Raw genomic sequence first — 24,033 nt, 5'->3', positions numbered from 1 at the left:
TTGCATCGCCCTGCCTGTTCCGGCAGATTGCTTCGCACTGTATGAACCGGTGCTCGCAATGACGAGCTTTTGCTATCCACCATCCTGCATCTTTTTTTTAAATTTGTGACCTTAAACTATCTTTTTTTCACAACTTCACCGTATTGCTTTATTAATAATTATCAACACTCACATATGGATGCACTGGAAGCCATTCTCACACGCCGCAGTATCCGAAAATACACATCAGAACCGGTAACGGACGACCAGGTGAATAAGCTCCTGGAATGCGCGATGTATGCACCTTCAGCCGTAAATAAACAACCCTGGCATTTTATTGTTTTTCGCGACCGTGGGGTGATTGACAACATTATACAGGTTCACCCCAATGCATCTATGTTATCAAACGCATCTGTCGCCATCCTGGTATGCTGGGACGAAAATTTGCAGCACGATACGGGCTATGGACCTGTGGATTGCTCGGCTGCCACACAGAATATTTTACTGGCTGCACATGCTATGGGACTGGGTGCCGTGTGGGTGGGGATTTACCCCAGGCAACAACGGATGGAAGCAATTCAGAAAATATTTGAACTTCCGGCACATATCAAAGGTTTTTCAATCATATCGGTCGGATATCCGGGTGAAAAGAAAATTCACCCCGGCCGGTACAATGAATCACGGATACACAGTGAAAAATGGTGACCTGATGAATTACGACAGCACGCTTTCTTATATAATGAACCAGCTTCCGATGTACCAGCGTATCGGGAAGCTAGCTTACCGGACAGGATTGGATAACACGCTGATGCTCGATGAATACTTCGGTCATCCGCACAGGAAGTTCAGGACCATTCATATTGCAGGCACCAACGGAAAGGGATCCGTTTCTCATATGCTCGCTTCGATTCTGCAGGAAGCAGGGATGAGGGTCGGATTATATACATCGCCCCACCTGGTTGATTTCAGGGAAAGGATCCGGGTGAACGGTAAAATGATCACAAAACACTTTGTTGCCGAATTTATTTCAAACCACAAGTCGTATTTTGAAACGTTCGATCCGTCTTTTTTTGAGATTTCGGTGTTCATGGCTTTTGAATATTTTCTGCAGAATCACGTGGATGTGGCTGTAATTGAAGTTGGACTCGGGGGAAGACTTGATGCCACCAACATCATACAACCCCTGGTTTCAATAATTACCAATATCGGAAAGGATCATACTGAAATCCTTGGCGATACGCTGGAGAAAATAGCAGCCGAAAAAGCAGGAATCATTAAGAAACACACACCGGTTGTGATCGGGGAAACACAGCCCGAGACAATTCCGGTATTCAGCGGTTTTTCTGAAAGACTTGAGGCGCCTATGGTGGTGGCCGACCAGACCTATGGTATCGATTACAGTATGCGTACAACCGACGGCTACCAGGTATTCAATATACACCACAATGGTGATGTAATTTACCCAAACCTCAAGTCCGCGCTCATGGGTCATTACCAGCGGAAAAACACGGTAACCGTGCTTACGGCGATAGATCAGATCAGCAGGGAACTTCCGGTTTCAAAAGAACATGTATATGCGGGTATCCGCAATGTGGTAAAAAACACAGGCCTGTCCGGAAGATGGCAGATCATTTCGGCGAATCCCCTGGTGATCTGTGATACGGCACACAACACCGAAGGCATCAGGGTTGTGATGCAGCAAGTGAAAGAAACACCATACAAAAAACTCCACCTGTTGCTGGGCTTTGTGAATGATAAGGATATTCTGGGTATTCTGAATTATTTACCCGTTGGAGCCGAGTATTATTTTACCCGGTTATCCGTTCCCAGGACTATGAATGAAACAGATCTGGCGAAGCTTGCAGAAAAATCAGGTCTAATAGGAAAAAGTTTTAGCACGGTAAAAGAAGCCTTTGAAAAGGCGAAACAGGAGGCCGGTCGCGATGACCTGGTAATGATTACGGGAAGCAATTTCCTTGTAGCCGATTTCCTTGAATATTTTGGTAAACTTACCACATTGGGTGAAATCGATTAATTTCGGAGTGCTTAATTGTTGTGAAACTGTACTATGAATACATCCCATTCCATTTCGATAATAAAGGAAGCATGTGTTGAAGGATTCATCCAGGCATACGGGGCAGAAAAAGCAGGGGCCGGACGGATCGAATTATGTGAAAACCTTGCGGTTGGCGGAACAACTCCGTCGATAGGAACAATAAAAATGTGTAAAAAATACATGCGCATTCCCATTGTAGCCATGATCAGACCCAGGGGCGGCGATTTTGTATATAGTCCCAGGGAAATTGAAAACATGTCCTATGATATTGAAGCCTTCCGTGACGCCGGTGTCGACGGCATAGCCATAGGAATTCTCAATTCAAAGAATGAAGTGGATCTGAATACCCTGTCGGAATTACTTAAAAAGGCCGGCGATATGCAGGTAACTTTTCATAAAGCCATTGATGTAACCGCTGATATTGAAAGTGAATTTACCAAATTATGTTGTTCAGGACTGATCACCAGAGTGCTCACCTCAGGAGGCGCTGAAACGGCGGCCGAAGGAGCCGGCACATTAAAAAAGCTCGTGGAGATAGCCCGTGAAAAGGTTGCTGTAGTGGTAGCCGGAAAAGTTACTTTTGAGAATATCAATGAACTAAGCAGGATTATTCCCGCCCGGGAATTCCATGGAAAGAAAATAGTAGGCGATTTGGTATAGATGGCTGATTCAGAACACCGGCATTTTATTTGAAAAAATCGACTGAAATGTTATTTTTGTGAGCCCATCTAATCCGGTTTGACAACCGCCTGTATTTAATTTATCACCATGAGCAAAAAAAGATCAGCATTGATTGTCCTTCTTCTTGTTTTTATCTTTCTCGCTTTTTATCTCGTTTACCGGTTTCTGATCCCTTCGTCGATTTCTCCGGGTCAATATAAAACATCAATTGTAGATTATGGTCCTGTCTTCACTTCCGTACCTGCTTCAGGAATCGTTAATCCGAAAAATGAGGTATTGTTGCTGAGTCCTTCGGCAAGCATCATTTCGAAGATTTACCTTGCTCCGGGCAGCCATGTTTCAAAGGGAGATATGATCATGGCACTGGATACCAAAAACATTCAGCAGGAGATCGAATCGCTGAAAGATCAGCTGGGGATTATGGAAAACGACCTGCAGAAGAACAGGCTGAATGCCCGAAGCGTAAGGGTAGATCTGGATTACAATGTGGAAGTGAAAAACCTGAAGATCACTTCGCTCAAAACAGAGATAGCCGACCAGGAGCAACTGTTGAAAGTGGGAGGAATTTCGCCTGCCTTATTCGAGCAAACCAAACAGGAACTGGTGCTGGCAGAAAAAGACCTGAAAACAACACAGGAAAAGAATTCGATTCGTTTGAAACAGCTTGAAGCGGATGAAAACGGGCTTCTGCTGCAGATCGAAATGCGGCGTAAGGATTTGCAGACAAAGCTTGACCTGCTTCAACAGATGAATATTAAAGCTTCTTCAACCGGCATCCTGTTAAGCATAAGTGGTAATGAAGGCGAAAAGGTGGAGAAGGATAAGTTGCTTGTAAGAATGTCCGACCTTTCGAATTATAAAATCAGGTGCTCCGTTGATAATAAATTTGTTGATGACTTGAAAACAGGGGGCGAAGTTTTCGCCATTGTTGAAAATGCCCGGCTGAAGGGTAAAATTGGCAGCGTATCACCTGTATTGACCGATAAGAAAATAAATTTCGATGTATTTCTCGATTACAGCAATTTCAAAAAACTGATACCCAACATGGAAGTTGACCTGATGATTGTAACCCATCAGAAAGACAGCGTGCTGCGGATTGAGAAAGGACCGGCATTCAATAAAAACAAGCAACAGGACGTTTATGTGGTAAGGGGCAATAAGGCCATTAAAACCCGCGTTGAAACGGGTCTGACAGGAAGCGATTACATTGAGGTCCTTTCAGGCCTTAAACCCGGAGATCGCGTCATCATATCTGATGTAGCACCCTTCAGGCACAGAAAAGAAATTGATTTTAACGAGCTGTAAAAGATGAACAGGTTTTGCAGTGTTTTCACTACCCTTCTCCTGACCGTTTCAGTTGCTTCAGGCCAGAAAAGTGACTCCTTAAGGATTACACTGAGCCTTCGGAATGTAGTTGACCTGGCCGTCAACCAGTCGGCTTCAGTTAAGAATGTACAGAATACAAACGTAAATTATTACTGGCGCTGGAAAAATTTCAAGACAAGCTTCAGGCCTCAACTTGTTCTCAGCGGCAATCTTCCCAATTATTTCCACAGGCCTGATGCGGTAACGCTCGATGACGGTAGCATTGATTTCGTTTTTCAATCACAGATCAATGCCAACATGCAGTTGTCGCTTAACCAGGCCATAGCCCAGACGGGTACTTACATATGGGCCGGTACCGATTTGTACAGGAACCAGGATTTTATCAACCACCAGGTGAAATTTTCAGGAGCGCCTTATGAAATAGGCATTTACCAGCCGATTTTCGCCTACAATTACATGAAATGGCAGCGTAAAACAGAACCGCTGGTTCATGAAGAAGCACAGAAACAATTTAACCAGTCGATTGAAGAAATATCCCTCGAAGCCACCCGCCGGTTTTTCAAATACCTGCGCATACAAACCAATTTCAACCTGGCCACGAACAATCTTAAAAACAGCGAAGACAATTTAAAGATTGCCCAAACAAAACAACAGCTGGGTAAGATTTCCGAAAACGACTATGCTCGGATCCAACTTTCGGTGCTGAACGCCCGCAAGGCACTCAGCAACTCCACCATGGAACTGAACAACGCGGATTTTGAACTGAAATCCTACGTAAATCTCGACCAGAACCAGAAAATAGAGTTGACAATTCCGCTGGATATGTTGTTGTTCGAGATTGATCCTGAAAAAGCGCTGCTTGAAGCCAAGGAAAACAGGAAGGAGACGCCGTTATTTCAGCGCCGGGTTATTGAGGCCAACAGTCAGCTTGTAAAAGCTAAAAGAAGCACAGGACTGAGTGCAACACTTTCAGGAAGTGTAGGGGTTTCCAACGTTGCCTATGATTACCAGGGAATATATGAAAATCCCGAAGGAGGAAGGTCGCTCAAGCTATCCATGAGCATTCCGATACTCGACTGGGGAAGATCGGCCTCAACCGTTAAGCTTGCCGAATCACAGCGTGAGCTTGTCATTTACGACGTGGAAAGAGACAGGGAAGATTTCGAACGCAGTATTATTGTGCAGGTTGAGCAGTTCAGTTTACTGAAAGATCAGCTGGCCACCGCAAAGGAAGCAGATAAAGTGGCTGAAAACGGGTACCTGATTGCGCTGAAACGGTTTCAAAGCGGTGAGATCAGTATAACCGACCTGAACATTGCCCTTTCTGAAAGAGAATCGGCCAAGCGCGATTACATTTATTCCATCCAGAATTACTGGGAATCTTACTACCGCTTACGCATACTCACCCTCTATGATTTCGAGCTTAAACAGAAGATCCAGTATCTGAATCCGATGCTTGAAAAGCAGTAGTTTGAAATTGTTTGAACAAGATCGTTTGAATGGAAATCATTTGAAATGAAATCATTTGAAATGAAATCGTTTGAAATGAAATCGTTTGAATAAAACTATTCTTAAACTTCTTTCAAACTCTTCTTCAAACCTATGCTAGGCGAAGTCCCTATGCTAGGCGAAGTCTCCGACTTCGTCTAAACGCTAATTCCGAAACGCCCAGTGCCAGGAAACACCAAACTTCTTCTTTAAACAGCGAAGCTTTCAAACCAATACTTTAATTACAACCTTCTTATTCACATCATAACCGCTAACACGGATACATGGCCTGTGCGCATCCTGCGGAAAGAAAATAAAAAAGGCTTCCGAATCAGCCGTGTAATACCTGCAGTCGGCTTCCGGAATTTCATAGAATCCCAGGTCGGTTGATTCATTAAACGGTTCGATGGCTACAGCTCTTGAAATAGGTGCAATGCCCATTTCTTCCACTCCGGAGATTACATACTGGATATCGGCATATTTTTTATGCGCTTCCCATTTGGCATCATCAGGATTTTTCGTTGGCGCTTCAGCCACTGAAGCATAAACGTTATCTCCATCTATTTTGTACTTTCCGGGAGCAATGGTTTCCAGATCAGTGTCTTTCAGCCATGCAAAAGCCTTATCCCACGCTTTCCTGTTCCTGGCATACTGATGATAAAACTCAAGGGCATCCACCGATTTATGAACCGATATTTCAAGTCCTCCTGCCCATTCCTTTTTATTCAACCATTTTGTGGCGATAGCCGGTGTAATTTTTTCATCTGACATTTCTCTGTATTTTATTGAGTTCCAATTTAACTGCTAATATTTCAAAATAATTTGAAAAATATTTTCTACCCGAGGGTTACTTTTTGGCTTTTCAAGGTATTAAGCATATGGAACGTTAAGTTATCCAACTTAACCCCCGGGATGCAAATCTGCAAAAGCGATAAAAACAACCCGTTGCATCCTGTTTGATGCTCCAACACCCATTGTTCCGTTATATGGTGAGCCCCCGGGATCCGAACCCCGGGGGCTCGGTTTTTAATCCCTATCCTATTCCTTACTCCTTACTCCTTACTCCTTCGTCTTCCCACACACCCGTTTCCCCCTTCACATTTCCTTTATGGATAAGCCTCGGACCAACAAGTCCCTGCATGGATCCTGCATCCTGTGGTGGATTGGCATACCAGAACGCCGTGGCACCCCAGATGCTTTTGATAATTTCCGGCTGCCACCACCATATTTCAACCGATGTGCGGATGTGATGCTGAAACTGGAAGGCATCGTTGAAATGGTAAGAATATACGTCCACGTTGCCGGGCTGCATTTTAACAAATCCTGAAATAGCCTTCCTGTCGAAGAAACACCAGCCCGAATTGAAATACTCCTCCGTTCCGGTTCCGTGGTATGAAGGCGGAAATCCTTCTTCATCCGTCCATATCAGCCAGTCGCCCTCACCCCACCATTGAATCTTTACAGGCCATGCCACATGCAGCTGGGTGCCGACATATTTTCCGGGACCCGAATTTTTATCCAGTGTAATGAAAAAAGGTTTGACACTTTTGCCAAACCGGGGCAGACTGTCATAGCCGTTACCGTATGGCTTTACTTCACTGAACGTGGCATGAAACCGGCCGAAATTGGAAGCAAGCGAATCTTTCTTTTCGATATCCAGCTTTATAGTGAGTTCGACATCGGTTTTGTTTTCATTGCGGAATACCATCTTGCCGCCGTTTGCAAAAGGCATGGGAAACAGGGAATAGGCTCCGTCGGGTGTTATTCCGGTTACAAGTGAATGATACTGAAACAGGGAGGCATAATCAGCATTTCCGAAGAAATAGCCGAGGGGGACATCAATGCTTTTATGGCCGGTTCCATCCCAATACACAATAAACCGGGTGTTTCGCCATGATTCGGGGATATTGGGACTGCCATTGATGACGAACTGCTTCACGATTCCGCATCCTTCGAGGTTGATGCTGTCTTCAGAACCGGCCTTAATAGTCAGCTTCCGGTCAATGGTCCAGTTTGCAGGAGGTGTCGGCGCATTGCGTTCGGCATAAAGCCATGCATCGCATACTTTTTTAATCAGCCTGTTTTCCGCGTCTGTAAAAGGATAGTGGATGCTTTTTACCGGAGTGTTTTCTGCATAGGTGGTATAGGTAACCTGCCAGTAATTGCCCCAGTTTTCAGCGAGCGGATTATAAAGCTGAACTTTGATGTGTTTCTCATAGGGAAAGGGGAATAAAATACCGGGATACGTTTTGTTGGAGGCCAGAGGGTAAGGGAATGGACTTCTTGCCGGGTCGAACAGGTCGCTCACAGGCACATCGAAGACCGGTTCGGATGATCCATCCACAAACAGCTGTAACCGGGTTCCCTGGATTTCAAGGTATGAACGGCCTGTAAAAATACGGTGAATGCATCCCGGGCCGTCTTTATCAAGAATCACATAAACCGTATCTTTTAACCCTTTGTAATAGTATCCGTCGTTATTTGAACCGGTCGTATCCCAGGTGGAAGCCATGGCAGTGTGGGAATCCTCAAGTTCCGGCATATGATCAGTGTTGATCAGCCTTTCAAGGAACCAGGAAAGATCACGGACATCCGTTTGGTTTGAAACGCTATTTGTTTTGCAGGCTGAAAGAATCAATGTAAGGATAAAAACAACAGCAATGTTTTTCATGATAGTGGTATTGGAGTATATCGAAATATAATTCAAATTACTTACTTTATATGTCATCATGCTTCAATTATTTTACCCCTCACCTCCTCCCCTCTCCTTGCAGGAGATGGGCGATACGCTGTGCCATGTTCATTGCCGTCATTGCGAGGAGCATGAAATACTCTGATTATTGCAGAATGTAACGCGACGAAGCAATCTGCCTGCACAGGCACACCCTGGCCAAAAGCACTCAAAAATTATAAATAGATATAACCGCAGGTTTCTTATACTAAATTAATTTAGAAGCACAAATAGGAAAATTCTATTAAGGTAACCTATTCCTTTGCGGTTAAATAGTTTTTTTGTGTAATTGCCGGAGGCCAGACAATTCGTTTTCGATTAGAGCATCTCTAGTCAGACTAATTTAAATTATATAATTTAGCTCTACCCGACAAAAACTTTAACAATGAGATCATATCTCCTTCTGATTTTCAGCCTGTGCCCTGTATTGCTTTTCCCACAGACTCAGGCTTTCATAACGGATACCCTTCAATTCAATTCTGAAATACTGAAAGAAACACGAAACATAATAGTGATCAAACCTACCAATATGTCAGGTCATGATCCGGTGAAAGTTCTTTACATGACAGATGGAGAATTCTCAGCCTATCGGGTTCAGAAATGGATGGAAAAGAACGGTAATTGCCTGACAAACCTGATTGCAGTTGGAATAGTAAACACCGACAGAAGGCGGGATTTGCTGTATGTAAAAGGAGCGAATAATTTTCTTGAATTCCTGGCATCAGAATTGATTCCGGCAATCGAAAAAGATTATACCTGCAAAAAGCGGATTTTATTTGGTCATTCGTTTGGCGGAAGTTTTGCGATATACGCCATGCTGAACAAACCGGAATATTTTAACTGTTACATTGCTTCAAGTCCAACTCCTATAATGGACTTAATACAGAAGGAGAATTATGTAAAGATGGACAGTGAAATGAAAAGTCAGGTTGATTTTTACCTGAGTTACGGATCAAACGACATGAAACAGGTGATTAAGTGGGCAGATATTTTAAATGGCAATTTAACTGGTATTTCATTTACGAATCTGAACTGGCATTTTAATGTATTTGAAGGTGCCGATCACAACACAAGTGATATTCCGGCGCTGTTTGAGGCGGCCGTCATTGCGAGGAGCCAGATCAATCATTGATTATACCAAAAAGAAAAGCGACGAAGCAATCTGCAAGCACAGGCACACCCAGACCAAAGGCAGGCCTTAATCAAACCGCCCCCTTAACACCTCACCCCCTGCCCTCTCCTTGCAGGAGAAAGGCGATACGCTGTGCCATGTTCATTGCCGTCATTTTAATTTAAACGCATCCCGGAAAGCAAAGCACTTTTTACGGAACTTACTTCCTTATTGATGAGTCTTACATCATAAGCACAACCACTATTATAATGATCACCCAGTGTCGCAGCAAAATACCCGGTATCATCTCTTTCAAGTTTAACCGAAAAACTGTCAAACCTGTAAAAATCAGGATAAACGGAAGCATTCGTTGAGAACATACAGGTTAATATATTGGTAACATTATCATAAGTAAAAGAAAAGTCCAGATCATAGGATACACCATCACCCGGATACACTGCTGTTTTGCTCAATTGAAAGTTGTTTGAGTTTTTTGTGGGAAATTCAAGATTTACAGTCAGGAAATCATAGGAGGCATTCTGACAGCGTATAACCAGATCCCATTTGCCTGAGATCTCTGCATTAATCCTTACAATTCTGTAATCACTGCCAAAGCCGGTTTTCGGAGGTAAAACAGCTGAATTTACATTTACAAACCTTGGTCCCCTGTTAGGGCCGTAATTATCTTCACAATCCACAGAGGCACGGCCGTTAGACTGCGCCACCAATAAATTTCCCGTACTGTTTTTGAGGATCATGCCTATATGAAAAGCCACCCCCTTGCTATCGAGCCAGTAAATGATATCACCACTTTCAACTTTTGATGTTTCAATTTTCCCAAGATCTTCTACTTTAATCTTTTTTAATTCAGGAAAGGCTGTTTTGATTGCCTTTTGCAATGTGGCTGGCTGTCTTTGTATTTCAGCTGACGAATAGAGGCCACTGGTTACACCTGACTGCAGGAACAGCTGGTAAATCATACCTGAACAATCGAGGCCATATATTTCATATGTACAATCACCAAAAGGTGGTTTTTTCCGGACGGTGTGATCTCTCGATCCAAAAGAATAGGCAAGTCCGTTCTGATCAGGCTGAGACTCATTACTGCCGGTATAAACAAAATTACTGCGGGTGGTAAGATAAATGGCAATCTGGCTTAATTTGGCTATGAGCAGGTTTTTGCTGTCCTGTGGACCGAGTTCGTTGGTAGCTTCCGTGCTTTTCTTATTCCAGTCATAATAAAAATCCGGGGCCATTTGTAGCAGGTAATCGTCCAGGCTTAATCCGTTTGGCAGAATAACCTCTGAAGTGGTAAGATTGACACTTGGCTGATTGTCCCAGAATGCAGCCTGGTCCTCATCCAGAGCTTCAATGGCTATAAGTTCTTCCAGGGAAGGTTTATCATCTTTACTACAAGTATTACATAAAAGAAGGATTAATGAAAAGGCCAATAAAATTTTGGTTTTCATAAGGTTTGGATATAAAGGTTAGGAAAATTCGGGTAAGGTCTTATGAAATTTACCAAATATTTAATTAAGAAGCAAATGGAAACAGGAAAACCTCCGTCATTGGGAGGAGTTGCACGAAATGACAACCAGGGGCTTTCACGGATAGCTACGAAGTAGCGAGATCTGAATAACCGCGGGTGAAACCCGTGGATTATGATGTCAGCAGACAAGAACCCTGAAAGGGTTCAATCTCAATTATGCATTATTCAACTCTTTCAGAGTTGTGTTTGTCATCGTGCACCGTACCACGGGTTTCACCCGCGGTTATTCAAATTGAACCCTTTCAGGGTTATTCATTAGTATACAACGAATTATGAAAAGTCGTCATTAATAGGAGCGCGTAGGCACACCATGGTCAAAAGGACGAAAGAATTGTCAAAAAAACTTAACCGCAAAGATTTATTTCACTTCGGTTGAAGTCCAAGCTTTAGTGAAGTACTGCTTATAGTATCGCCGCATTTAAGTTATCAGAGTCCGCAAAGACCTTAAACCTACGGTTTGAGGAACCGTAAACCTTCGGTTTACGGCCCTTTGCGGCCTTTGCGTCAAACCGTAGGTTTCTTTATAGTAATTTCATTAGAAGTACTGATAAAACAAAATGATATTAATAGTAAAAAAATCCTTTGCGTTATTTTTTTATCACACAATTACCCTCGTATACCTAATTTCCACATTCCCCTTAACCATAGCAAACACCGGGCAATACGTATCCTCCCCCATTTTAATCACACCGGCCAGTTCCTCATCTGACGTATCGGGTGAATGCAATTCGATGTGCAGCTCGATTGTTTTAAATCCTGTCGGGTGTTCCTGGTGCCGTATGCCATGAGATTTTATGGATAATCCCGTAATGGTTTTTCTTTTCTTTCTCAGGAAAGTCAGCACTGCGGTACCCAGGCAGGATGAAAGACTAAGCAATAATAATTCAAGAGAAGTGTAACCCAGGTTATCTCCAAGCGGCGGTACATAATCGATAGACACGGGTTCATTGCCGTCAACGGTACCTTTGAAATGTAACCGGTCATTAACCAATGCAATTTCTGCAAAAACTTCCTTTGATTTGTCAGGGGTCATAGTGAGAGGTATAAAAGTTTAGGGGGATAAATATAGCAAATCTCTTAGCCGTCATTGCGAGGAGCCAGACAATATTTCTGATTATAAAAAGATCTAAAGCGACGAAGCAATATGCCCGCACAGGCACACCATGGCCAAAAGCACTCAAAAATTAAAAATATAACCGCAAAAATTTATTTTACCTCAATAAAAGTCCTTCAGTAAACCGCAAAGAACGCAAAGAACGCAAAGTCTCAAACCTTCGGTTTGAGTAACCGTAAGGCTTCGGTTTACGGCCCGATGCGGCCATTGAGTTAAACCGCAGGTTTCTTAAGCAAATTATACTAATAACTCAAGTTGCTATATATTACATATTGGTTTACAGAGGCTTAAACCGGAGGTTTAAGCTATAGCCACGTTAGTGGCGATATCTTTGTAGTAATAATGTTTCCCGCAAACTCAGAGCCACATTAGTGGCGATATCTTTGTAGTAATAACGCTTCACGAAAACACAGAGCCACGTTAGTGGCGAAATCTTAAGATGTCGCCACTAACGTGGCTCATGAATTCCAAAACATGGCTATTACTACAAAGATATCGCCACGCTGTGGCTGGCAGGCTTACCTGGCAACATGAGTAAAAATGAAAATTCTGTTTATACTAATTATTCCTTTGCGGTTAAATAACTTTTATTCGTTTTTTAATTACATTTACATAAGTCCTTGCTGGTAAGATGTTTTTGGGAATGTGATTCAGGACTTTAATGTTGTTTCAAGGTGGTTTCACATTGTTTCATGTGGTTTCATCGGTTGGTGAGCCTGTCGAACCATTCGGTTGGTGAGCCTGTCGAACCATTGTTCCAAAATAGTTCTATGTAGTTTCAAGGTCGTTTCATATTGCAGTTTGCGGTGAAGAATTTTCTTTTCGTTATAATGACTGTGTTAACCGGATGGTCATGCTCCGGTACTGAAAAGCATTTTCTATTAAATATCGATGCAAACGAAAATAGAATTAGCGGACCTGCAAAACTCAGTTCAATTTTTACTTATCGAAACCTGATTAAGCTTGATACCAGCTATCATTTGGGGAATATTGTGAAAATAATTAAGAGAGATCGAAATTTTTATGTTTTAAGTAATTACAAATCAGTTTTTTTCTTCGATCAATCTGGCAAAGCAACAGGCAGAATTGATAATGTGGGTAACGGACCTGAAGAGTATAATCAAATCCTGGATTTTGATGTTCATGGATATACTGTTTACATTTTATCCTATAAGAAAATATTTACTTATAATCTAAAGGGTGAATATACAGGGCAGTATGATCTGAGTTTTATTGCAAATCAATTTATTTGTACAAACAATGGAATACTTTATAAAACATCAGGTAAAAATACTGTACTTACATTCGCCGGTTACAAAGGAAATATTATCAGTGAATTTTTAAAACCGGATTTGACAAACCGTCTCTGCAGGAATGTGCAGTTTACTAAGATATCAAATGAAATAGTTGTCTATCAAATGGCATATACTAATGATATTGTAATTCTGAATAGTGAAAACGGTCATTTTGAAAACAAGAAACTAACAAATATCCCGGGCTCATTAGGGTATGGTAAATATGAATCCCTGCTTAGGATATTCGGCGATGCAGCCGATAATCATTACGGCAATAGTGTTTGTTTTGACGGCATAACATCATATAAAGAACATATAGCTTTTCCCTATTTAAGCAAGGAAAAGATTTACTTATGTAATTATGATCTGGCCACGAGCATTTGCAAAACATTTCCGGCAGGTGCAGGAAGCAAAATTGTAAATGACATAACCTTTACAGATCTTAATTTCCTTCAAACCTTCTCCCTTACAGTTAGCGATGATTGCTTGCTTGTTTATATTTACCCTTATAAAATAGAAGAAAAGATCGGAGAATTTTTGAGGGATTATCCCCAATATGATACATCTGCTTATTTCAACTTTATAAAATCAATGGCTGATTCTTCATCTGATGATGACAATCCCATTTTGGTTGAATTAAAAATATGAACCATTCTAGAACAGAAATAAAATAATAACCTCACATACGGAAAGGTCGCGACCTGTCCCTGCCTGCATTTAATTCAACCCCTTAAGACAATATGAAACCATGATTCGACAGGCTCACCAACAATCTGAAACCAATTCAAACCAAATCAAATAACATGAACTTAAAAATCATTACACTGCTGACGCTCTGTTTCATGAGCTGCACTAAAACAGATCAAACAAAAACATTAACAATAACCTCCTTCCCAAAAGCAATAGAATTAAAAGGTTCTGTAGTTTACACTTCCTGCCGGTTATTAAATCCAACCCGTCTTTGTATTTGGGATGATAAATTAATACTATATGACCACACCAATGATTTTCTGTTTAAAGCATTCCGTTTACCTGGTCTTGAATACCTTGACAGTTATGGAACAATAGGAAATGGCCCGGATGAGTTTCAGAATATAGATGAGAATTACCTGGTCACTACAGGTCGGTATTTGGAAGTGACTGACAGGGGAAAACTGAAAAGGTTGACGTTTCAGAACGATAAATTAAGCATCGGGCAGGAAATAACCCTGCCGGTTCTGGAATCGCCCCTTAACAGGTTACAGAGGCTTAATGATACCCTTTATATGATTGATAATTTACCCACGGATGCCTCCTGCGAACACAACCTGATCAGTATGAATTCAAACAGGATAAACAAAAAATTCGGGCAATACCCGGAGGATGGTTTGGTTTTCAATAGTAATGTCGAAAAATTCCAGGCATACAGAAAATACGATGTATCAAAACCAGGTGGTGAAAAAATAGCTGTTTTTTATAATTACTTCAATAAATTTAAAATATACGACGTCCCAGGAGAATTGTTCAGAACAATTACTTTAAACGATATCGCCAGAAATGAATATGACACAGGCAGGCCCGAAGAAAACCCGGTATAATTCTTCCCTTACCCTTATGCGACCAACGAATTCATCTATGTGATCCGGCTTAATCTTACAGAAACACAGGTTATGCAAAATCTCGAAAATATAAAAACAGAGATCCTGGTATTCGATTGGCAAGGCAATCCTGTTGCAGATTGCAAACTGGATCGTTCCATCACTGCATTCACTGTATCATCGGACAACAAAAAACTCTATGCTGTTTTAATAACGAGGGAAAATGAGATATATGAATTTGATTTGAGTGGTTTGCTATCGCCAAATGAAAACTAAAATATAAACATCCCATGCTCAAACTCTTGTTGCTGTTTGTATTGCTTGCGTTGATTCAAATAAATTAGCTAGTATAGATGTCGAAGAAAATCCTGTTTTAATGATCATACCCCTTAAGAAATAGAGATCATTTTATATGAAAGCAATTATTATTGTATTTGCTTTTTTTGGTATCCTTTCGTGTCAGTATGAAAAAAATACTGCGCTTCATACAATAGAAATAGATGCTGATAAAACTCACGAACTTTATCTATCCAGCCTTTTTGATAAACAGGGTTTAATAAAATTAGAAACAGCAGATTCCAGCCTGATTGACGGGAACTACCAACTGATTAAGACAAGAGATTATTTATTGTTTTATAATTGGCAAAAGGTTATCCTTTTTAATTGTTCAGGTGATTATTTAAGGCAAATAGGGAAAATTGGGCATGGTCCGGCAGAATATCAACTTATTAATGCAGTTACAATTGATACAATTTCTGAAACTATTTATTTATCTACGTATTCAGCAATATTGAGGTTTGATTACAATGGAAAACTCATAAAATCTCTTCCAATTCAAAGGAACAATGTGAATGTGGATATAATATATTTGAATTTCCAGAATGAATCTTTGTGGGCTTTATATCGCGAAACAGGTATCCGTTTAAGTGACGGTAAATTCTTAAATTACACCAGATTATTCAAATACAATAGTGATCTTCAAATTATAGACAGCACTCAAATAATAAAAAATGTCATCCTTTCCAATAATCTGGTAGATAAAATAAATCACTCTGCGGATTTTTCGTTTCTTAAAACTGACACTTTCTTTTATTATCCAATTATATGTCATGAGAAATTTCTTAGAGACACATTATACAAATTTGAGAAATCTAAATTAATACCCATTTTAAGGTTAGATTTTTCAAAGCGCCTGGCTTTAGAAAACAAGTTACTTTTAAACCTTGAAGCCACAAATATTGAGATATCAAAAATCTACCGGACCAGTAAATATGTTTTTGCCAATTATTTCTATAATAACAACCACTATTACTTATGTCATGACTTGGAAAATAAAATAACTTATAACATGATCAACGGTTTTATTGATGATCTTTATGGAACAGGCCGAGTAGTGCTAAGACCGGTTGATTTGAAAAACGGAATATTTTACTTTTTTAAGGAAGGTTATGAGATTGAAGGGAAAATTGATAATATAAGTGAAAGCAGTAATCCGGTAGTTTTCTTAATAAAGTTTAAATAAACAATTGTGAAACAACTTTGAAATAAACCTTGGAACTATTTGAACCATTTTGGAACCAAATGAAACCACATGAAATAATATCAAACTCTTTTTCAAACGATTTCAAACGTTTTCAAACGATTTCATTTCAAACTAAATAACCCGTGCGTCTCCTACCCATCCTCCTGACCCTGACAATCCTTGCCTGCAATCCAAACCCACACCAGGATAATTTGCTGACAATCGATCTCGTAAAAAACATACATAACATTAAGGATATACCTCTATCCTCAATTGCTGATAGAATTGAATACATTCCTCTGAAAACAGAAGGTGGCGGACTTCTGGGAGAAATACGAGGCCTATTCGAGTTAAACGATACCTTAATCATTTACGGATATGATTTTTGTAAAGTGTATGATAAATACGGAAATTACCTTTAATGATATAGGAAGAAAAGGGAATGGTCCGGGAGAATATGCATCGGTCGGACTTGTTTCAGTTGATCCTGAGAACAAGTGGATCTTTTTATCACCAAATAAAAATATCCAGGTTTATGGAACAAATGGTAGGTACATAAAATCATTTTCTATCCCGGATGTTGCAGATTATGATGCCACAGCGATATTTGGAAATGTGTATTGCTCAATTATAAATATCCGGACAGGAAAGGAAAAAGTAAGGCTGTATTACTTTGATGACAGGGGTATTTTAATAGATAGTACATCAAACAGGATTTCATATATAAAGCGGGAACATTTCTATTCCGGGGCAGAAAGAGGAAAATTAGTACCGGCAAAAAGTCATTTTCTTTTCAAGGACGGTGTAAATGATACAATTTATCTCATTGACAGTACGCTGAATTCGATACCCTATTTCAGAATAGACCTTGGTGATTATAAAATGCCATATAAAACCTTTGACAATACATTGCAGGAATATTCAAAAGCCAGCTTAAAATATATTACCCTGTTTGATGTAATGGAATCAGATTCTTTTCTTTTTCTGAATTTCAATTTTAACAATCATTATCCTTTTAATTATGGTAAAGAATCATTAGTGAAAGTGTTTGGTAAAATAATGATTTTGCATGATCAAAATGTTGCAGCCTTATATAATAAGCAAAAATGCACATTGACGCTCTTAAACGGCGAGAACGGTTTCGGCTTTATAAATGACATTGACGGCGGAATGCCCTTTTGGCCTTCATATATAGAACTAATTTCAGGCGAAATGTATTCCTGGGTAAATGCATTTGATTTTTATGATTATATGAAGAGTCTTGAAACGGCAAAAGACACTATACGTGACAAAGAGGCTCATGCCCGATTAAATACATTAATGGAGAATTTTGACGCAGCTGGTAATCCTATTATTATAAAAATTTCTGCAATAAGATATTAGTACTTTGGTATTTTCCTAAAGACGCTGGGCGAAGTCTCCGACTTCGTCTGAACGAAATCAAAAAATATTTTATCGCAAAGGATTAGTTAGCTATGAATTGCATAGGTGGTTCTGCATACGCAGTGCTACGCTCCAACATGTTTTTAAGAATACCTGCGGTATTACGCAAAGAACACAAAGGCTCAAACCTTCGGTTTGAGGGCGATGCAACATAGTTGCCTTCTGCTCAAACAACATTTTAAGCCCTTTGTGTTCTTCGCGCTCTTCGTGTTCTTTGCGGTTAATTTATTTATTGGTATTTCAAAAAAGCTAGGCGAAGTCTCCGACTTCGTCTGAACGAAATAATAAAATTGTTTTATCGCAAAGGATTGGTGGCTCTTTTTACCTGGGTGGATTCCTAAGACTCAGACTGTAACTGTCAATAACCAGGTCGTTTCACTTTTTGCTTAATCTTGCGCCCTTTCAGGGCTGATGGGTAAAATAGGTTCATTTAACACAGGGTTTCCACCCTGTGCTGGTATATATCACCCTTTCAGGGTGACTCGTTTCACAAATAGCCCTGAAAGGGCGACAGACTCCAGTACAGGGTGGAACCCTGTGTAATTGTGATTTTTACATAAATCAGCCCTGAAAGGGCGAGAGATTATATAAATCACAACGATTTATTCACCCTCTATGCAAAACAACATGAAACAACTTTGAAACAACTTTGGAACCACTTTGAAACAACCTTGAAACCAATCAAACAAATTCTTCCGATACCAAAAACACTTCCTCCACCGGAACACCAAAATACTTCGCCACCTTTATGGCCAGAATAACCGACGGCACAAACCTTCCGTTTTCGATTGTATTGATGGTTTTCCGCGTGACTTTCACCTGCACCGCAAGTTCTTCCTGGGTTATATTGTGGTTTGTCCGGAACTCTTTGATCCTATTGGTCAATACCGTCGTCATGGCCTTCCCTGTTATAGATCAAAGCAGAAATCAGAGTGGATAATACCCCGGCATAAATAGTAACTATGCATACCAGTTTTGCAGAGATAGTAAAGAAGTAAGACAATCCCAGGAACAGAGCCAAACAAATTAAAAGGCTCCAGAATCCCCTGGCCAGGGATTTGAATTTATTCACCTCATATAACTCATTGTTTACCGCTTCATTCAACCGGCTGTTTCTGATCTTACTGGATAGCCTCCAATAATTAATAAAAACAAGAACCAAAAAAAAGAAGGATACTGAACCGATAATTCCCTGGATCAGGTCCATAACGAAACTTCTATCCGTTATCAGTTCATTAAACACAAATATGCCGAACCAAATCGTCCAGCAAACCGTGATGTAAAGAAAAAGGCTGTAACGCCTTGAATCGAGTTGATCAATGGTTGGTGTTGTCATGGGTAAGTGAGTTTTAGTTTTTAATTGTAACCTATAGGTTACAAATATAGAAAAAGTGTATTACCCAAATAGGAAACTATAAAAATATTTTTCAACCGAGGGTTACTTTTTACCTCCTGTCGGTATTAAATAGTACCCAGTACTTTATCCGAGGGTGTTAAAGTAAGGCCTAAAGGGCGCTTTTCAGTCCCCTTTATGGCCTGTTTATATCCATTAAAAAAATTTTTCATTTAAAAATTTCACTAATGAACCTGTTTTTTTACTACCTTTCAATGCCAATTACAACACCACCAGTCCATTCGAAGAAGGATATTCAGGTAAATGATAGAGGGAATCATGTGACTGATAGGCATTGTAATATCCGGAAATTAATAAACCAGAAATGGAAACTATCATTTAATAAGTCCCTATACACATGTAGGCGAACTTTTCATCCAATTAAATGCGTCTGTACTACACTATTAAAAGAAATATAATAGTGACACGCACTCAAATTAAAAGAGCTGGTAAAATCCTTAAGGAGCAAGAAAGCCATTCAAAAGAGGAAATAGAATCAGCTGAAAATACTTTAACATATTGGCGTACTATTCACGGTAAAGTAATAAATGAGTTCTTCAATATTGTTCTTTCAGAAGTAAATAAAATTAATAAAAATGCAACTGTAGTACAGCGCTTAAAAAGGAGTCCTTCAATTATCGCTAAACTGAAAAGATTCCCCCAGATGCAATTGACAACAATGCAAGATATTGCTGGAATAAGAGCACATTCATTAAAACGGTATATGAGTACAATTATATTAATGTGGAACCGAATCTTAGTGCTTTTGATGTTGCAGCAAAGCATATAATCGAAAGAAGAAGTACAAAAGATGTCTATCATTTGTTAAAATTAGATATTGAAAATAGATTGGTAAATATTAGTAGCTATCCTTTAGAAGGATTCGCACAAGCTAATCAAGAATATACAATACTTGAAAGAGAAAATGCAGGTAAAACTAATTTTCAAGTTGTACTAGTTTCAACAGAATCTATAAATGAATTACAAAGTGCATTTCCTAACTATTTTCTAGACACGGAAGAATTCCTTAATAATATGGAAGTAATTAAACTAAAAAATAAGTAAAAAAATTAATGATGTGCGACAAAATGTATATGCTATTGCTTATTACGCATATGTGTTTACCTGGGTCATTTAAACTTACTTGATCACAAAGGAGTACTGACAACGCAACGGCTCATACACAAAAACACTAAACATAAACTAATAAAACCTCCTACTATGATACTATCAGAATTTGAAAACCATCCAATTTTCACATTAATTGGGCAATTAACAGAAAGATTATCTCAAGATGAGGTAAAGTCAAAAATTGAATTGGAAAAATTAAACTTCTTTCAATCGGCTGTAAAATTCATCAACGACAGATTAAAAATTACAATCCCTGTCCTTTTACAGATTTCAGAATTGAATAATATTTCATCTGAAATGCAGAATGGTTTGAATCAAATTAATACTTTCTTGGGCAACAATAATATTGGACACTTAAATAATGCTGAAAATAATTTTATTTCAGCGTTGACTAGAATTAGAAATGTGCCATTACCATTCTCAAAAAGTGAATTTAATTTCACTAAAAGTATTTTAAGTTTTGAGAGTATAGTAAAATCAAAGCTGTCTGAAGTAGAAAATGAAAATATAAAGCTAAAAGAGGAATTAAAAATTATTCAGGACAATCTATTAAGCAAACAAAATGAGATAAATAAAATTTCTGAAATACTAACTTCGAAAACAAATGAGATTAATAATTTAATAAGTACTTTCCAAACTAATTATGAAAATATAAAAAACACAGCCAATCAAAATTTTGAGAATGATCGGAAAAGCTATAGAACAGAAATAAATACTGATCGAGATGTATTTAAAAAGGAAATTGCACAAGATAGAGAAGATTTAAAAAGCAAGGTTGAATTAAAAATTCAAAAAATTGACAAGGATACCACGAATATGGTAGAAAACATTAGAATAAAACTAGAAGAAGCAAAAAAATTAGTTAATGTAATTGGTAATGTAGGTGTTACAGGAAATTATCAAAATATTGCAAATCAACATAGAACTCAAGCTAATTTTTGGCGAATATTAGCGATTGTATTTATGACAATTTTGTCTGGATTGTTGATCTATGCAATTTGGGATGTCAGTTCAGCAAACTATGATTGGATAAAGTCCATTATTCGAATAATTGCAGCCGCTGCACTTTCTTATCCCGCAACATATGCTGCTAGGGAATCAAGCAAACACAGGAAACTTGAAACTATAAATCGAAAACTAGAACTAGAGTTAGCATCATTGACTCCATTTATAGAGATGCATACAGATGATCAGAAAAGAGAGATAAAATCAAAATTAGTTGAAAAATACTTTGGAAATCATTATGATATTTATGAAGATAAAAATGATAATCAAGAGGAACTTTCTTTAAATGGATTTGAAAAATTACTAAAATCTATTTTACCCCTTACGAAAAAATAAAGAAGTTTTAAGCACATGATGAGGTCATACGCAATTGATAGGTAATACGAGTGTTATTGTTAGCTCACTTAGTATCAATAATAGGTACGCGATTAAACGGAAGCAGCATATATCGGCGATTTTTAGTGATTATTTTAAAATCTAATATATTTAATAAATATAAATGAATTATGACAGAGAAAAATCAATTTTTGAAACTTGCCGAATCACTAAAATTAGTTAGAAAGACAAGAATTGAAGATTTTGTAGAAGACAAAACTATAGATGATATCTATACAGATTTATTGCCTAAGGATGGGATTTTAAACAAATTAAATTTACCACGAACAACCATTCTAGTTGGGAGAAAAGGTACGGGTAAATCTACAATCTTTCAAAAATCACAAAAAGATTTAATTTCTAATAAAAAATGCATTTCGATATATATAGATGTTAGAACTTTATATGAAAATTCTTCGCCAGACCTTCCAGAAGGCGCAGATGGTATAAGTTCAGAGCTTCAAAAATATCTGCTTTATAGTAATTTGATTAAAGAAATAATTTTAGAAACAAAGATGCGTCTAAATGATTTTATAGGTAGTACTGTTTTAAATAGAATTTTAGGATTTGATAATGAACAATTACAAAGGATAACAATTGAGCTTAATGAAATAGAGAATTCAATTAAAGATGTTATAAAGAAAGTTGACGGCTCGCTAGTTACTACTTTTAAGCAAACAAATGAAGATAGTCGAGGAAAAACATTACAAGGAGGCTTTTCACTTTCAGAGAGCCCTAAATTAGATGTTTCATCCGAAAAAAAGAATAATCATTCAGTAAAAACAGAATTTGAATCAAGTCTTATTAATTATTTGGATATTAAAAAGTGTCTGATTGATAATTTAATGCGAATAAAAACAATTCTTGAAATAAATCATCTTTATATATTCTTAGATGATTATTCTGAAATTGATGAAAATGCTCAAAAAATCTTTATGGATTACTTTATTGCTCCATTGAATAATAATTCAGAGGATTTTGTAAAGTTTAAAATAGCAGTTTATCCTCATAGATTCTACTATGGCAAACTTGATAATTCCAAAATTGATGAAATATCATTAGAGTTTTTTGATGCATTTTATACTTTTGAAAAAGAAGTTGACATTTCTAAAATGGAAACATTGGCCCTTGATTATACAAAAAGGCTATTAAAAAGAAGACTGAATATTTTCTTTCCTGATAATAATTGGGAATCATTTTTTACTATGAATGAAACCGAACTTTTTAGTTTGCTTTTTAGTGTATCTTTCAACAATCCTCGTAAAATCGGTTTTATTTTATCATATTGCTATGAGTCTTGTTTGATTCATGATGCTAAAATAAGTAGAGAAGCAATTGAAAATGCAGCTCAACGCTATTACTCTGATGTTACACTGAAATATTTCCTTGCCAATCATTTTGTGACAAAACCATTTGATGATAAGATTTCAAATGAACATCAGTTTGAATTATTAAATAAAATAGTTGAAAAACAAAAGATAAATGCTTCTTCATTAAATAGGAGTAAAATTAAAGGAAAGCCAACTAATCATTTTACTGTAAATAAAGATATTTCAAACTTACTTGATAATCTTGAACTAAATGGATTTATTACGACATATAATAATGTTTATGATAAAAATAGTAGATTGTCGATTATTTTCTCCTTTGATTACGGTTTGTGCAAAAGGCATGGGTTAAATTTCCAAAGAGCCTATAATGAAAAACTTCTTACGTATTTTTCTCACCCAAGGTTCAATATGAATATCTTAATTACAGAATATTTTAATAAAACTCAAGTGATTAAATGTCCTAAGGGTCATGAATTTCCTTACTCAATGTTAGATACATTAAAGAAATTTAAAATGAGATGTCCTGAATGTATCGAAGAGGGAATATTTGATATAAGATGTGAGATTTCTATTTCAAGTGAAGAGATAAGAGCAAAATTGAAACTAATTGAAGATTCAAATTTAAAAGAAATTACTCTTTATGAATTTCAGGTTCTTGATTACCTAAAAACAATAGACAAAGTTGTTAGTATTACCAAAATTTCTAAAGCTTTTGACAAAAGCTTTATTACATCTAAGACTACAGTTGATAAACTTCATGAAAAAGGATTAATTAAACAAGATTTTGAAGCAAGCCGTCAATTACAAAAAGATTTGTATTCATTATCTGATAAAGGAGATAAGTTTATTACCCGAATTTTAATGTTAATGGAAAATATAATTAAGAATAATAGCCAATAAGACGTGCTAGTGTCTATCTGGTATAG

At 38.1% G+C, this 24,033-nt stretch carries 21 protein-coding genes and 1 pseudogene; 16 read left to right on the top strand and 6 right to left on the bottom strand.

Annotation, left to right across the window (positions count from 1 at the left end; translation table 11 throughout):
• Positions 1-174 precede the first annotated feature (174 nt).
• The 5 genes from VK179_07880 (at position 175) to VK179_07860 (ending at position 5,512) form a co-directional block, all read left to right on the top strand.
• On the top strand, positions 175-684 hold the full coding sequence (locus VK179_07880) for a nitroreductase family protein (GenBank protein HLO58645.1): 510 nt from the start codon (positions 175-177) through the stop codon (positions 682-684).
• Positions 623-2,014 (top strand): folylpolyglutamate synthase/dihydrofolate synthase family protein, encoded by a 1,392-nt coding sequence (locus VK179_07875; protein ID HLO58644.1) that lies wholly within the window; start codon positions 623-625, stop codon positions 2,012-2,014. Before VK179_07880 ends, VK179_07875 begins: the two co-directional genes overlap by 62 nt.
• Before the next feature lie 33 nt (positions 2,015-2,047).
• Positions 2,048-2,695, top strand: a complete 648-nt coding sequence (locus tag VK179_07870) for a copper homeostasis protein CutC (GenBank protein ID HLO58643.1) — start codon at positions 2,048-2,050, stop codon at positions 2,693-2,695.
• 108 nt (positions 2,696-2,803) lie between these two features.
• Positions 2,804-4,021, top strand: a complete 1,218-nt coding sequence (locus VK179_07865; protein ID HLO58642.1) for an efflux RND transporter periplasmic adaptor subunit — start codon at positions 2,804-2,806, stop codon at positions 4,019-4,021.
• 3 nt (positions 4,022-4,024) lie between these two features.
• A complete protein-coding gene (locus VK179_07860) occupies positions 4,025-5,512 on the top strand; it encodes a TolC family protein (protein ID HLO58641.1) in 1,488 nt (495 codons plus the stop codon).
• A 243-nt stretch (positions 5,513-5,755) separates the two neighbouring features.
• On the opposite strand, the gene VK179_07855 is transcribed toward VK179_07860, so the two are convergent.
• Together VK179_07855 and VK179_07850 are read right to left on the bottom strand one after the other, a co-directional pair.
• On the bottom strand, positions 5,756-6,301 hold the full coding sequence (locus VK179_07855; protein ID HLO58640.1) for a YhcH/YjgK/YiaL family protein: 546 nt from the start codon (positions 6,299-6,301) through the stop codon (positions 5,756-5,758).
• A gap of 274 nt (positions 6,302-6,575) precedes the next feature.
• Positions 6,576-8,261 (bottom strand): DUF2961 domain-containing protein, encoded by a 1,686-nt coding sequence (locus VK179_07850; protein ID HLO58639.1) that lies wholly within the window; start codon positions 8,259-8,261, stop codon positions 6,576-6,578.
• A 385-nt stretch (positions 8,262-8,646) separates the two neighbouring features.
• Here VK179_07850 and VK179_07845 point away from each other — a divergent pair, with 385 nt between their 5' ends.
• Entirely contained in the window at positions 8,647-9,393 is a 747-nt protein-coding gene (locus tag VK179_07845) for an alpha/beta hydrolase-fold protein (protein ID HLO58638.1), read from the top strand.
• Between the two features lie 155 nt (positions 9,394-9,548).
• Here the strand turns inward: VK179_07845 and VK179_07840 are convergent, their stop codons facing one another.
• Positions 9,549-10,841 (bottom strand): NlpC/P60 family protein, encoded by a 1,293-nt coding sequence (locus tag VK179_07840; GenBank protein ID HLO58637.1) that lies wholly within the window; start codon positions 10,839-10,841, stop codon positions 9,549-9,551.
• A 678-nt stretch (positions 10,842-11,519) separates the two neighbouring features.
• Complete coding sequence (locus VK179_07835; GenBank protein HLO58636.1) at positions 11,520-11,954, bottom strand: OsmC family protein; 435 nt, start codon at positions 11,952-11,954, stop codon at positions 11,520-11,522.
• Positions 11,955-12,865: 911 nt separating this feature from the next.
• On the opposite strand from VK179_07835, the gene VK179_07830 reads away from it, so the two are divergent.
• The 6 genes and pseudogenes from VK179_07830 (at position 12,866) to VK179_07805 (ending at position 17,812) form a co-directional block, all read left to right on the top strand.
• Positions 12,866-13,978 carry a 6-bladed beta-propeller gene (locus VK179_07830; GenBank protein HLO58635.1) on the top strand — a complete coding sequence of 371 codons (1,113 nt, stop codon included), beginning with the start codon at positions 12,866-12,868 and terminating at the stop codon, positions 13,976-13,978.
• 155 nt (positions 13,979-14,133) lie between these two features.
• Positions 14,134-14,907 carry a BF3164 family lipoprotein gene (locus tag VK179_07825; GenBank protein ID HLO58634.1) on the top strand — a complete coding sequence of 258 codons (774 nt, stop codon included), beginning with the start codon at positions 14,134-14,136 and terminating at the stop codon, positions 14,905-14,907.
• Positions 14,908-14,937: 30 nt separating this feature from the next.
• Positions 14,938-15,183 (top strand): annotated as a pseudogene (locus VK179_07820) (BF3164 family lipoprotein).
• Between the two features lie 136 nt (positions 15,184-15,319).
• On the top strand, positions 15,320-16,429 hold the full coding sequence (locus tag VK179_07815) for a 6-bladed beta-propeller (GenBank protein HLO58633.1): 1,110 nt from the start codon (positions 15,320-15,322) through the stop codon (positions 16,427-16,429).
• 143 nt (positions 16,430-16,572) lie between these two features.
• The gene (locus tag VK179_07810) at positions 16,573-16,851 is read left to right on the top strand and encodes a 6-bladed beta-propeller (protein HLO58632.1); all 279 of its coding nucleotides are present in this window, start codon (positions 16,573-16,575) and stop codon (positions 16,849-16,851) included.
• Positions 16,826-17,812: a 6-bladed beta-propeller gene (locus VK179_07805; protein HLO58631.1), complete on the top strand. Its 987-nt coding sequence runs from the start codon at positions 16,826-16,828 to the stop codon at positions 17,810-17,812. Before VK179_07810 ends, VK179_07805 begins: the two co-directional genes overlap by 26 nt.
• A gap of 741 nt (positions 17,813-18,553) precedes the next feature.
• On the opposite strand, the gene VK179_07800 is transcribed toward VK179_07805, so the two are convergent.
• Both VK179_07800 and VK179_07795 read right to left on the bottom strand, forming a co-directional pair.
• A complete protein-coding gene (locus tag VK179_07800) occupies positions 18,554-18,769 on the bottom strand; it encodes a helix-turn-helix transcriptional regulator (GenBank protein ID HLO58630.1) in 216 nt (71 codons plus the stop codon).
• Positions 18,747-19,208 (bottom strand): hypothetical protein, encoded by a 462-nt coding sequence (locus VK179_07795; protein ID HLO58629.1) that lies wholly within the window; start codon positions 19,206-19,208, stop codon positions 18,747-18,749. The genes VK179_07800 and VK179_07795 overlap by 23 nt, the downstream gene beginning before the upstream one ends.
• A 442-nt stretch (positions 19,209-19,650) precedes the next feature.
• On the opposite strand from VK179_07795, the gene VK179_07790 reads away from it, so the two are divergent.
• The 4 genes from VK179_07790 (at position 19,651) to VK179_07775 (ending at position 24,007) form a co-directional block, all read left to right on the top strand.
• Positions 19,651-20,055 (top strand): hypothetical protein, encoded by a 405-nt coding sequence (locus VK179_07790; protein ID HLO58628.1) that lies wholly within the window; start codon positions 19,651-19,653, stop codon positions 20,053-20,055.
• Complete coding sequence (locus tag VK179_07785) at positions 20,010-20,330, top strand: hypothetical protein (GenBank protein HLO58627.1); 321 nt, start codon at positions 20,010-20,012, stop codon at positions 20,328-20,330. Before VK179_07790 ends, VK179_07785 begins: the two co-directional genes overlap by 46 nt.
• Positions 20,331-20,486: 156 nt before the next feature.
• Positions 20,487-21,737 carry a hypothetical protein gene (locus VK179_07780; GenBank protein ID HLO58626.1) on the top strand — a complete coding sequence of 417 codons (1,251 nt, stop codon included), beginning with the start codon at positions 20,487-20,489 and terminating at the stop codon, positions 21,735-21,737.
• Positions 21,738-21,907: 170 nt separating this feature from the next.
• The gene (locus tag VK179_07775) at positions 21,908-24,007 is read left to right on the top strand and encodes a hypothetical protein (GenBank protein HLO58625.1); all 2,100 of its coding nucleotides are present in this window, start codon (positions 21,908-21,910) and stop codon (positions 24,005-24,007) included.
• Positions 24,008-24,033 lie beyond the last annotated feature (26 nt).

The organism is Bacteroidales bacterium, from assembly GCA_035299085.1.
Taxonomy (GTDB): Bacteria; Bacteroidota; Bacteroidia; order Bacteroidales; family UBA10428; genus UBA5072.
This window is presented reverse-complemented; position numbering and strand designations above follow the sequence as displayed.

Coding starts and splice junctions, on each gene's coding strand:
- VK179_07825 (HLO58634.1), top strand. CDS start 14,134: ATGAACTTAAAAATCATTACACTGCTGACGCTCTGTTTCATGAGCTGC.
- VK179_07880 (HLO58645.1), top strand. CDS start 175: ATGGATGCACTGGAAGCCATTCTCACACGCCGCAGTATCCGAAAATAC.
- VK179_07860 (HLO58641.1), top strand. CDS start 4,025: ATGAACAGGTTTTGCAGTGTTTTCACTACCCTTCTCCTGACCGTTTCA.
- VK179_07840 (HLO58637.1), bottom strand. CDS start 10,841: ATGAAAACCAAAATTTTATTGGCCTTTTCATTAATCCTTCTTTTATGT.
- VK179_07850 (HLO58639.1), bottom strand. CDS start 8,261: ATGATGACATATAAAGTAAGTAATTTGAATTATATTTCGATATACTCC.
- VK179_07780 (HLO58626.1), top strand. CDS start 20,487: ATGATACTATCAGAATTTGAAAACCATCCAATTTTCACATTAATTGGG.
- VK179_07845 (HLO58638.1), top strand. CDS start 8,647: ATGAGATCATATCTCCTTCTGATTTTCAGCCTGTGCCCTGTATTGCTT.
- VK179_07790 (HLO58628.1), top strand. CDS start 19,651: ATGCGTCTGTACTACACTATTAAAAGAAATATAATAGTGACACGCACT.
- VK179_07800 (HLO58630.1), bottom strand. CDS start 18,769: ATGACGACGGTATTGACCAATAGGATCAAAGAGTTCCGGACAAACCAC.
- VK179_07835 (HLO58636.1), bottom strand. CDS start 11,954: ATGACCCCTGACAAATCAAAGGAAGTTTTTGCAGAAATTGCATTGGTT.
- VK179_07775 (HLO58625.1), top strand. CDS start 21,908: ATGACAGAGAAAAATCAATTTTTGAAACTTGCCGAATCACTAAAATTA.
- VK179_07805 (HLO58631.1), top strand. CDS start 16,826: ATGATAAATACGGAAATTACCTTTAATGATATAGGAAGAAAAGGGAAT.
- VK179_07795 (HLO58629.1), bottom strand. CDS start 19,208: ATGACAACACCAACCATTGATCAACTCGATTCAAGGCGTTACAGCCTT.
- VK179_07870 (HLO58643.1), top strand. CDS start 2,048: ATGAATACATCCCATTCCATTTCGATAATAAAGGAAGCATGTGTTGAA.
- VK179_07865 (HLO58642.1), top strand. CDS start 2,804: ATGAGCAAAAAAAGATCAGCATTGATTGTCCTTCTTCTTGTTTTTATC.
- VK179_07830 (HLO58635.1), top strand. CDS start 12,866: ATGACTGTGTTAACCGGATGGTCATGCTCCGGTACTGAAAAGCATTTT.
- VK179_07815 (HLO58633.1), top strand. CDS start 15,320: ATGAAAGCAATTATTATTGTATTTGCTTTTTTTGGTATCCTTTCGTGT.
- VK179_07855 (HLO58640.1), bottom strand. CDS start 6,301: ATGTCAGATGAAAAAATTACACCGGCTATCGCCACAAAATGGTTGAAT.